Here is a 10,951-nt window from a genome sequence, read left to right as displayed (position 1 = left end):
GCTTGAGGCGTGTTGTCGCTCACCGATGACATTGCAGCGCGATTTGAAGCGGGCGCGGATAGTCCTGTTAGCGGCGGACGGGCGCAGCACCCGGTCGATCGCCAAGGAAGTTGGGGTCCAGCCGCGGATTGTCAGCGTTTGGCGGCATCGCTATGCCGACCAAGGCCTTGAAGGGCTGCAAGACAAGCCGCGGCCCGGCAAGCAGCCGATCTATACGAAGACGACCGACAAGCGGATTCTGAAGCTGCTGGATAAGCCGCCCCCGCAAGGGTTTGCGCGCTGGACCGGCCCTCTGCTGGCCGAGGCGCTAGGCGATGTTGACGTCCAATATGTCTGGCGGTTCCTGCGCAGCCACAAGATTGACCTCGCGGCTCGCAAGTCCTGGTGTGAGAGCAACGACCCGAACTTTACGGCCAAAGCCGCCGATGTCGTTGGCCTTTACGTCGCCCCGCCGGCGAAGGCTATTGTGCTCTGCGTGGACGAGAAGCCCTCGATCCAGGCTTTGGAGCGAGCGCAGGGCTATCTGAAGTTGCCCAATGGCCGCGCCTTGACCGGCCAGAGCCACGATTACAAGCGGCATGGCACCACGACATTGTTTGCAGCGCTCGAAGTCGCCACCGGAAAGATCATCGCTACGCATTCAAAACGCCGTCGCCGTGTCGAGTTTCTCGATTTCATGAACAGCCTCACCGCGGCCTTTCCGGGCCGAAAGCTTCACGTCATCCTCGACAACCTCAACACCCACAAGAAGAATGAGAGCTGGCTCAAGGCCCATCCCAATGTGCAATTCCATTTCACACCGACGAGTGCGTCCTGGCTCAACCAGATCGAGGTATGGTTCTCAATCCTGCAGGGGCAGTCGCTCAGCGGCACCTCCTTCACAAGCCTCAAGCAGCTTCAGGAACACATCGATGCCTACGTCAACGCCTACAACGACAAAGCCGAGCCCTTCGTCTGGACCAAGAAAAAGATCCGTCAACGCCGTTTCAAGGGCCGCCGTATCAATCAACTCTGATTCCGGGTACTAGATCAACGCTTCCTTACGCAGTGTCGCCTCGATCTCGACGAGGATGCGCGCCAGCCGATCGGCCCACGCGGTCTCGCCGGCCTGGTCGGAGATCAGGTCCTGGCGGATCTCGATGCCGGAGTTCATCAGGCCGCGCATCTCGCCATGCACGGGGATCGTATAGTCGGTCTCGTCACTGACCGCATAGGGCTCGTTGTCGCCGACCACGAGGTCGCCCTCGCTGCGCAGATGTTTCAGCAGCAGCGGCGGCAGCAGCTTGTCGCGGTGATAGAGGGTGCCGATGTGCCAGGGCCGCGCGATGCCGGCGTAAACCGGCGTGAAGCTGTGCAGCGAGATCAGCACCGTCGGCATGCCCTGATGCGCGCGCTGGTCGATGATCTCGTCGATACGCGTGTGATAGGGATCGAAGATCCGCGCGCGGCGGGTTTCGGCGTCCTCGCGCGACAGGCCTTCATTGCCGGGAACGGTGGTCGCTTCGCTGATCAGCGGGATCGAGCTTGCGACATGCGGCGGGCGATTGCAGTCGATCACGAGCCGCGAATAGCGCTGCGCGATCAGGTGCACGTCGAGCCTGTCGGAGAGCTGCTCGGCGACGCCGGCGATGCCGATGTCCCAGGCGATGTGCCGCTCAAGCTCGCTGTCCGCCAGGCCGAGATCGCCGAGCGGCGCGGGAATCAGTCTGCCGTAGTGATCGCAGGTGAACAGGAACGGCGAACGGCTGGCCGGATTGCGTTCCAGAACTGGAGAAACGTCGGTGCTTGCAAGCAGAATTGACGGATCACCGGCGTGATTCAAGGTCTTTTCCTCAATTTTGCCTATTCATGCGGCGAGGCAGTCTGGAAACGAGCAGTATTCTCTATAGATTAAGCCGCCCAAAATCACGATGATTGTTCGACGATGCCGCTGCTGACTATCCATCACAAGACCGTTTATCGCTACACGCATCCGGTGGCGTTCGGCGAGCATTGCATCATGCTGCGCCCGCGCGACGGCCATGATCTGCGTGTGCTCGGCAGCGAGCTTGTGATCGATCCGCAGCCGATGTCGCTGCGCTGGATCCACGACGTGTTCGGCAACAGTGTGGCGATCGCGACCTTCGACGAGCGCGCCGATACGTTGTCGTTCGTCTCGACGGCGACGGTGGAGCACAATCCGGCTCACGAGTTCGCGCTGACGCCGGACGATGCCGCCTATTTCTACCCGTTTCTCTATGACGACGAGGAATTCCCCGACCTGCAGCAGTTCATCACGCCGCAATACGGCGATCCGAATGGTGAGCTGTCGGCCTGGGCGCGCCGCTTCCTTGACGCCGAGCCGCCGACGCCGACGTTCAGGATCCTGAGCGGCATGACGCATGGCATTCGTGAGAGCTTCCGTTATCGCAGGCGCCATGAGCAGGGCACGCAGCATCCGCTCGACACGCTGCAGACCAAGTCCGGCACCTGCCGCGACTATGCGCTGTTCATGATGGAGGCGCTGCGCCGGCTCGGCATCGCCGCGCGCTTCGTCTCGGGTTATCTCGCTGGCGCCGGCGACAGCGCGCATGGCTATGTCGGCGGCGGCTCGACCCATGCCTGGGTGCAGGTCTATCTGCCCAGCGCGGGCTGGATCGAGTTCGATCCGACCAACGGCATCGTCGGCACGCGCGATCTGATCCGCGTCGCCGTCGCCCGCGATCCGCGCCAGGCGATCCCGCTGCACGGTGTCTATCTCGGTTCGGCGGAGGCTTTCCTGCGCATGGACGTCGACATCAACGTGGTTTCCGTGGGCGAAGACGCGGAGCGGGAGACGGCCTGACGATGCAGATCAAGGTCGGCTTCGAGATCACCTACACGGCCCCGCAGCCAACGCCGATGGTGATCATGTTGTCGATCCATCCATCGCGTTACGCCGACATCGTCGGCACCCAGCATATCATCGCCGAGCCTGATGTCCCGATCGGTCTCTATCGCGACAGCTTCGGCAATGTCTGCGGACGTCTGGTCGCGCCCGCCGGCGGCGTTACGTTTCGCGGGCGCGCGCTGGTGCGTGATTCCGGCCTGCCTGACGTGATCAATCCGTCGGCAGAGCAGGCGCCGATCGAACAATTGCCGGACGAGCTGTTGCTCTACCTGATGCCGAGCCGGTATTGCGAGACCGACAAGCTGACCGACGTCGCCTGGTCGCTGTTCGGCAACACGCAGCCCGGCTGGGCGCGGGTGCAGGCGATCACCGACTTCGTGCACGAGCATGTCGCGTTCGGCTATCAGCATGCCCATCACATGAAGTCGGCGCACGACGTCTATGAGAGCCGCGCCGGCGTCTGCCGCGATTTTGCGCATCTCGCGCTGACGCTCTGCCGCTGCATGGGTATCCCGGCGCGCTACTGCACCGGCTATCTCGGCGACATCGGCGTGCCGCCAGAGCCCGTTCCGATGGATTTCTCGGGCTGGTTCGAGGTCTATCTCTCCGGCCAATGGTACACCTTCGATGCCCGCCACAACGTGCCGCGGATCGGCCGCATCCTGATGGCAACCGGCCGCGACGCCGCCGACGTCGCGCTGACCACGAGCTTCGGCCGCATGACGCTGATGAAGTTCGTCGTGGTGACGGATGAGGTGGTGGCTGGGTGACATGGCCACTCGTCATTGCGAGCGCAGCGAAGCAATCCATTGAGCCGCGAGGCGAAAGCGAAGTATGGATTGCTTCGTCGCTTCAGCGCAAAATTGCCTTGCAATTTTGTCGCGAGCTCCTCGCAATGACGGCTGCATAAACTCGCATGACCTCCGACCTTCTCTTCGTCTACGGCACGCTGATGCGCGGCTTCGACCATCCGATGGCGAAGCTGCTGTCGGCCAACGCCGATTTCCTCGGCGAGGCGCGGTGCCGCGGCCGGCTCCATCTCGTGAAGCATTATCCGGGCCTGGTGACGTCGGACGATCCAGCCGACATCGTGCATGGCGAACTGTTCCGGCTGCGCGTGCGCGACGCCATGCTGCACGAGTTCGACATGTATGAAGCCTGCGGCGAGGGGTTTCCGCCGCCGACCGAGTATGTCCGCGAGCTGCTGCCGGTGACGCTTGCCGACGGCAGCGTGAGCGTGGCGTGGACCTATCTCTATAACTGGCCGGTGACGAATTTGCCGCGAATCGCGTCGGGCCGCTTTCTTGCGCCCTAGGACATGCTCCGTCATGCCCGGGCTTGTCCCGGGCATCCACGTCTTGCCGGCTCGCGGTGACAAAGACGTGGATGGCCGGGTCAAGCCCGGCCATGACGAAGAGCGCCCTCAGATTTCCCTGAGCACGCGGACGTCGACCTCGCGCTCGACATAGCTCCACTCCTCGGTGGCGCGCAGCATGCCGACTAGCTCGTCGAACAGGCTCGCATGATCGGGCGCGAACTCGAACCAGGTCAGGAAGTCGAAGGGCATGCCGAGATCGCGCGCGTGATACAGCTGGCGTGCGATCGCCGGCAGGTATTTCAAGGTGCCCGAGATGTGGTGCGACTTGTCCTCGATGACCTTGCGTCGCTCGTCCTGGGTCAGCTCCCACCACGCTGCGGATTTGCGGATCGGGATCAGTGCCGCATGCGTCGCCTCGCTCCGGCCGAGCCTCGCTTCGACCGCGGCGAGCTGCGCCTTCTCGGCCTGCTCGGTATAACGCAAATGGCTCGTGACGCCGGCAAGCCGCCACGCGGTCGCCGACGGCAAAAGCGGTAGCGCGATCGATTCGCTCGATATCACCGACAGTGCCGCAACCTTCGGCAGCGTCTCGCCCTTGACCCGTGCGATCGACGCCACCTTCCAGCCGCCGCTCTGTCCGCCTCGGAATGTCGTAAACATGGCGGTATCCAAGCCCGGAACCGGGTACGGTTCAAGCTGCCTGCAAGGTCTCTCCACCGCGGATTCCGGGGTAGCCCGCCGGGGGCGCTGTAAGGCAACGGGCCTGTGAATAGCCCGGAAAAGGCCCACATTCTTCGTCACGCGCGGCCGTGTCACTATATGGCTAGCCGGTTGTCCGCGATTCGTCGCTCGAGCCCAGATCACCCTGATGCGCTTCACGCCCCAATTCCTCGAAGAGCTGCGTGCGCGGCTTCCGGTCTCGGAAGTCGTGGGCAAGCGCGTCAAGCTCAAGCGGGCCGGGCGCGAGTGGAAGGGGCTGTCGCCGTTCCAGCAGGAGAAGACGCCGTCCTTCACGGTCAACGACCAGAAGGGCTTCTATCACGACTTCTCCTCGGGCCGGCACGGCAACATCTTCGACTTCGTGATGGAGACCGAAGGCGTCACCTTCCCGGAAGCAGTCGAGCGGCTGGCGTCGATGGCAGGCATGGCCGTCCCGGCGGCAACGCCGGATGCCGCGCGCCACGAGCAGCGCCGTCGCACGCTGCATGACGTGATGGAACTTGCCACGAAGTTTTTCGCCAACACGCTGGCCTCGCGCAATGGCGCCAAGGCGCGCGGCTATCTCGCCGACCGCGGCATCACGCCGGCAACGCAGCTCCAGTTCCGCATGGGCTATGCACCGCCGGATCGCTTCGCGCTGAAGGAGCATCTCGGCGCGCAGGGCATCTCCACCGAGGACATGGTCGAGGCGGGGCTATTGGTCTCCGGCGAGGACAAGCCGGTGCCCTTCGATCGCTTCCGCGACCGCGTGATGTTTCCGATATCAGATGCCCGCGGCCGCGTCATCGCCTTCGGCGGCCGCGCGCTGGAGAAGGACGTCCCGGCGAAATACTTGAACTCGCCGGAAACCACGCTGTTTCACAAGGGCGACAATCTCTACAACCTGTTCACCGCGCGGCAGGCCGCGCATGACGGCTCGCAGCTCATCGTCGTCGAAGGCTATGTCGACGTGATCGCGATGGTCACCGCAGGCTTTCCCGGTGCGGTCGCGCCGCTCGGCACCGCGCTCACCGAGAACCAGCTCGCGCTGCTCTGGAAGATGGCGGACGAGCCGATCCTCTGCTTCGACGGCGACCGCGCCGGCCAGAAGGCCGCCCATCGCGCGGCGGATATTGCCCTGCCGCAGCTCAAGCCCGGCAAGAGCCTGCGCTTCGCGCTGCTGCCGGAAGGGCAGGATCCCGACGATCTCGCGCGCTCCGGCGGCCGCGGCGCGATCGAGGAGGTGATCTCGGTTGCGCGTCCGCTCGCCGACATGATCTGGTCGCGCGAGATCGAGGGCGGCAGTTTCGGCACGCCGGAACGCCGCGCGGCGCTGGAAGCGCGCATCGGCGAGCTTACAAACGGCATCCGCGACGAGGTGGTGCGGCGCTATTATCGCCAGGATCTGCAGGAGCGCCTGCAGCGCACCTTCGCGCCCGAGGGTGGGCGCGGCGGCTATGCGAGAGGTAATTTCCGGGGCCGCGGCAGCGAATCACCCCGCCAATTCGTTCCCCGCGGCCCGGCCCAGGGCGGCCGGTTCGCCCCCAAGGGCGCCACATCAGGCCTTTCCCGCGGCCCCTACCAGGCGGCGAGCCCGCAGCTTGCCAACAGCTCGATCATGCGCGGCCAGCGCAGCGCGATCTCGCGGCGCGAGGCGCTGATCCTGCAGTGCCTGATCAACCACCCCTGGCTGCTGCACGATCATCTGGAGGAAGTCGCGGCGCTGGAATTGGCCCATCCCGAGGCGCACAAGCTCCGGGCCGGCATCATCGCGGCCTTTGCTCACGATCACCACCATTCTCCCGAAGAGGAGGAGCAGGCCGAGAAAATGCGGTCAGATCTCGAAGATGGCGGATTTTCTCAAATTCTTCAAAGGGTTGATCGTGCCGTGACAACCCAGGCGGTGTGGGGCGCCAAGGTCGGCGCGGCACGGGAGGATGTTTTATCGACCTGGCGGCAACTTGTTGCCTTGCATCAGAAAACCCACGCCTTACTTAGGGAAAAAAAGGATGCTGAGGCGGCTTTGGCTGAAGACTCCAGCGACGCCAATATGGCATGGCTGCGGGATATCCAGGCCCGGATGGCAGAAGCCGACGGGACCGAAGCCCTGATCGAGGGGTTCGGCGAATTGTCGGGCCGGTTCCAGCGAAACGTCTGATAACAAAATGATGCGGACGACGTTGGTCGAACCCGCAAAAAGACTCGCCAAATCCATGGTTTGGCTGCAAAAACAGGGTTAAGCGAAACTTAATAGCACCGTAGCATTTTCAGGCGAAGTGGTTCCCGGTTCGCCGTGAGGAAAATGCGTCAGATTAAATATTTGGCGCGTCTTCTGATCGTAAAACCGATATCCACCTTTACGAAAGGCGCGCCGGGCTATTGCAGATGGAAACCGTCGAGACGGATGGCAGGGGTGGCGATCATATGCGCCGCCCTTTGCGCGTCGAGAGTAGTTCTAGATATCGTGCGGATGTGCGTGCGTGGCGCCATTTGGCATGACCGCGTTTTCGGGAGCTTAGTGAATGGCCACCAAGGCAAAGACGCTGCAGGTTAAGGACAAGGAAAAAGACGACAAGGCAGCGGATGCTCCTGAGAAGGATTCCGCCGACGCGCCGTCGCCGTTGCTCGACCTGTCGGATGCCGCGGTGAAGAAGATGATCAAGCAGGCCAAGAAGCGCGGCTTCGTGACCTTTGATCAGCTCAACGAAGTGCTTCCCTCCGACACGACCTCGCCCGAGCAGATCGAGGATATCATGTCGATGCTCTCGGACATGGGCATCAACGTGACCGAGGCCGAGGACAGCGAAGGCGAGGACGACAAGGACGACGGCGACGACGAGACCGATAACGAGCTCGTCGAGGTCACGCAGAAGGCCGTCACCGAGGTCAAGAAGTCGGAGCCCGGCGAACGCACCGACGATCCCGTGCGCATGTATCTGCGCGAGATGGGCACCGTCGAGCTGCTGTCGCGCGAAGGCGAAATCGCGATCGCCAAGCGCATCGAGGCCGGCCGCGAGGCGATGATCGCGGGCCTCTGCGAAAGCCCGCTGACCTTCCAGGCCATCATCATCTGGCGCGACGAATTGAACGAAGGAAAGATCTTCCTACGCGACATCATCGATCTCGAAGCCACCTATGCGGGGCCTGAGTCCAAGGGCGGCATCAATCCGAACCTGATCGGCAACAACGCAGAAGGTGGCGCGGCCGAGGCCAATGGCAACGGCGCCGACGCTGCTGCGCCCGCGCATGTCGCGCCGCCGGCAGCCCCACCGTCGGCGACTCCGTTCCGCGCCGCGCCCGCAGGCGGCGAGGCCGCAGGCGAGGAGAAGGATCCGGGCGAGGCCGCCGCCGAATCCGACATGGACGACGACGAGTTCGAGAACCAGATGTCGCTCGCCGCGATCGAGGCCGAGCTGAAGCCGAAGGTGGTCGAGACCTTCGACAAGATCGCATCCGAATACAAGAAGCTGCGCCGCCTGCAGGAGCAGGACATCGCCAACCAGTTGCAGAGCGAGTCGCTGTCGCCCTCGCAGGAGCGCAAGTACAAGAAGCTGAAGGACGAGATCATCGTCGAGGTGAAGTCGCTGCGCCTCAACCAGGCCCGCATCGACTCGCTGGTCGAGCAGCTCTACGACATCAACAAGAGGCTGGTCTCCTTCGAGGGCCGCCTGCTGCGCCTCGGCGACAGCCACGGTGTGGCGCGCGAGGATTTCCTGCGCAACTACCAGGGCTCGGAGCTCGATCCGCGCTGGCTCAACCGTGTCTCGAAGCTCTCGGCCAAGGGCTGGAAGAACTTCGTCCATCACGAGAAGGACCGCATCAAGGATTTGCGCCACGAGATCCAGTCGCTGGCAGCGCTCACCGGTCTGGAGATCGGCGAATTCCGCAAGATCGTGCATGGCGTGCAGAAGGGCGAGCGCGAAGCCCGCCAGGCCAAGAAGGAGATGGTCGAAGCCAACCTCCGTCTCGTGATCTCGATCGCCAAGAAGTACACCAATCGCGGCCTGCAATTCCTCGACCTGATCCAGGAAGGCAATATCGGCCTGATGAAGGCGGTCGATAAGTTCGAGTACCGCCGCGGCTACAAATTCTCGACCTACGCCACCTGGTGGATCCGGCAGGCGATCACCCGCTCGATCGCCGACCAGGCCCGCACCATCCGCATCCCCGTGCACATGATCGAGACGATCAACAAGATCGTCCGCACCTCGCGCCAGATGCTGAACGAGATCGGCCGCGAGCCGACCCCGGAAGAGCTCGCCGAGAAGCTCGGCATGCCGCTGGAGAAGGTGCGCAAGGTCCTCAAGATCGCCAAGGAGCCGCTGTCGCTCGAGACGCCGGTCGGTGACGAGGAAGATTCGCACCTCGGCGATTTCATCGAGGACAAGAACGCGATCCTGCCGATCGACGCGGCGATCCAGTCCAACCTGCGCGAGACCACCACGCGCGTCTTGGCCTCGCTTACCCCGCGTGAAGAGCGCGTGCTGCGCATGCGCTTCGGCATCGGCATGAACACCGACCACACGCTGGAAGAAGTCGGCCAGCAGTTCTCGGTCACCCGCGAACGCATCCGCCAGATCGAAGCCAAGGCGCTGCGCAAGCTGAAGCACCCGTCGCGGTCGCGGAAGCTGCGGTCGTTCCTCGACAATTAGTCGGTACTGACTGTCATTGCCGGGCTCGACCCGGCAATCCATCGAAACAAGAACGGCGGNCCCGCCGTTCTCGTTTGGGAAGACCGTCTCGAACGTCTCGCGCCAGCGCCCGCGGCCACCCCTCTCCCCAACCCTCCCCCACAAGGGGGGAGGGAGCCTGAATAGCTTGCTCTCCTCACGTTGCTTCATGACTTTGCTTCCCGCGTCACAACGTATGCAGCGACGCTGGTTGCAAGCGTGAGTGAAGCACTGGCGGAAGGGCTCCCTCCCCCCTTGTGGCAGGGCTATCGCATATGACCGAGCATGCCGAGGAAAAAGGCATGATCCCATCCGGCGCGCTTGATTTTGCGCCGGATGGAGGCGCGGTCGGGGTGAGCTCGCAGGATATTGAGTGCGAGCCTGCGCAGGGTAGCGAGGTTCTCGGGAGCATGGTCCTTTCGCGCGCGATTGCCGTCCTCGGCGAAATGGACGTCGAGCACCCAATGGAGCTGGTTCTCGATGCCCCAATGACTGCGGGTGATGTGCAGCAGCCGCTTGGGGGAGATGTATTTGGACAAGAGATAGTGGCGTACAACCGGTGCATCGGCCCGGTGGCCTCGCAGACGCCTGCGCGAGGTGATGCGCCCCACCGCTGCGACGCCGGGGAAGTCGTGGTGCGCAGCCAGGCTGGTGTTGCGCATGATGGTGGCGCGCCGCGCCTCGTGCCGATCGTGGCTGGAGGGGTCGATCTGCTCGGCACTGCTGCGCCTGCCCGATCGCGCAAATTGTTGCGTAACCGCCTTGAACAGGGGGCCGCGGTTGGCTTTGATCGCCAGAGTGTAATTGCCACCTCGCTCCAGCACGGCGCTGGCAAAGGCGCGGCTGCAATGCAGGGCATCGGCGGTAACGATGCAGCCCTCCAGACTGAGAAGGTCCAACACTTCCAAGGCGCCTGCCGTCTCGTTGCGACCAGGCGCTTTCTGCTGAGCCAAAGCCATGCGGGCATCCACCGCAAAGACGTTGACCAGATGCAGCGGCGTGGCTTTGCCGCCGCGCTCGTAGGCGCCGCGCAACGCCTTGCCGTCGACGGCCACCACTCCGGTGAGCTTGAGCCCGTTGGCTTTGGCAAAAGCCGCCATGAAACGACGGAAAACCTTCTCGAAGGCTTGTGGCTTGAGCAGGCGGAAAACCCGGCTGAATGTGTCGTGGCTCGGGATGCCATGCTCCAACCGAAGGAAGAGCCGCAACAGCTCCTCCTTCGCTGCTCCGAAGTCCGCCATGTCCGAGCACGATTCCGCTCCGCACAGCGTTGCTGCCAGCGCGATGACCAGCACCTCCAAAAGATCGTGCCTCGCATTGGCCGCCCGCGGGTCCGGCAATCGACCAAAAACCTTCTTGAATTGGCGCATCCGACCCCCTTCTTGACCCAGGAGT

The 10,951-nt window shown here is 63.4% G+C and carries 9 protein-coding genes; 6 read left to right on the top strand and 3 right to left on the bottom strand.

Annotated features, from left to right (window positions below; translation table 11 throughout):
- On the top strand, positions 1-1,015 hold a 1,015-nt coding region (locus tag AS156_RS22500; RefSeq protein ID WP_082747544.1), incomplete at its 5' end, for an IS630 family transposase.
- Between the two features lie 9 nt (positions 1,016-1,024).
- Here the strand turns inward: AS156_RS22500 and AS156_RS22495 are convergent.
- Positions 1,025-1,822 carry an N-formylglutamate amidohydrolase gene (locus tag AS156_RS22495; protein ID WP_066508807.1) on the bottom strand — a complete coding sequence of 266 codons (798 nt, stop codon included), beginning with the start codon at positions 1,820-1,822 and terminating at the stop codon, positions 1,025-1,027.
- A 102-nt stretch (positions 1,823-1,924) separates the two neighbouring features.
- Between AS156_RS22495 and AS156_RS22490 the strand changes: the two genes are divergently transcribed.
- From AS156_RS22490 to AS156_RS22480, 3 genes are all read left to right on the top strand, one after another.
- On the top strand, positions 1,925-2,824 hold the full coding sequence (locus AS156_RS22490; RefSeq protein ID WP_066508805.1) for a transglutaminase family protein: 900 nt from the start codon (positions 1,925-1,927) through the stop codon (positions 2,822-2,824).
- Between the two features lie 2 nt (positions 2,825-2,826).
- Positions 2,827-3,639 carry a transglutaminase-like domain-containing protein gene (locus AS156_RS22485; RefSeq protein ID WP_066508802.1) on the top strand — a complete coding sequence of 271 codons (813 nt, stop codon included), beginning with the start codon at positions 2,827-2,829 and terminating at the stop codon, positions 3,637-3,639.
- 146 nt (positions 3,640-3,785) lie between these two features.
- On the top strand, positions 3,786-4,184 hold the full coding sequence (locus tag AS156_RS22480; RefSeq protein ID WP_066508800.1) for a gamma-glutamylcyclotransferase family protein: 399 nt from the start codon (positions 3,786-3,788) through the stop codon (positions 4,182-4,184).
- A gap of 108 nt (positions 4,185-4,292) precedes the next feature.
- Here the strand turns inward: AS156_RS22480 and AS156_RS22475 are convergent, their stop codons facing one another.
- The gene (locus tag AS156_RS22475) at positions 4,293-4,847 is read right to left on the bottom strand and encodes a chlorite dismutase family protein (protein ID WP_066508799.1); all 555 of its coding nucleotides are present in this window, start codon (positions 4,845-4,847) and stop codon (positions 4,293-4,295) included.
- A 208-nt stretch (positions 4,848-5,055) separates the two neighbouring features.
- On the opposite strand from AS156_RS22475, the gene dnaG reads away from it, so the two are divergent.
- Both dnaG and rpoD read left to right on the top strand, forming a co-directional pair.
- Entirely contained in the window at positions 5,056-7,044 is a 1,989-nt protein-coding gene (gene dnaG, locus AS156_RS22470) for a DNA primase (RefSeq protein WP_082747677.1), read from the top strand.
- A 364-nt stretch (positions 7,045-7,408) separates the two neighbouring features.
- Positions 7,409-9,538: an RNA polymerase sigma factor RpoD gene (gene rpoD, locus AS156_RS22465; RefSeq protein ID WP_066508797.1), complete on the top strand. Its 2,130-nt coding sequence runs from the start codon at positions 7,409-7,411 to the stop codon at positions 9,536-9,538.
- Between the two features lie 284 nt (positions 9,539-9,822).
- Here rpoD and AS156_RS22460 read toward each other — a convergent pair whose 3' ends face one another.
- Entirely contained in the window at positions 9,823-10,926 is a 1,104-nt protein-coding gene (locus AS156_RS22460; RefSeq protein WP_066499663.1) for an ISAs1 family transposase, read from the bottom strand.
- Positions 10,927-10,951: the final 25 nt, after the last annotated feature.

The sequence above is a fragment of the Bradyrhizobium macuxiense genome (assembly GCF_001542415.1).
Lineage (GTDB): Bacteria > Pseudomonadota > Alphaproteobacteria > Rhizobiales > Xanthobacteraceae > Bradyrhizobium > Bradyrhizobium macuxiense.
Note: the sequence above shows the minus strand (reverse complement) of the source record. Positions and strands in the feature narration are given on the sequence as shown.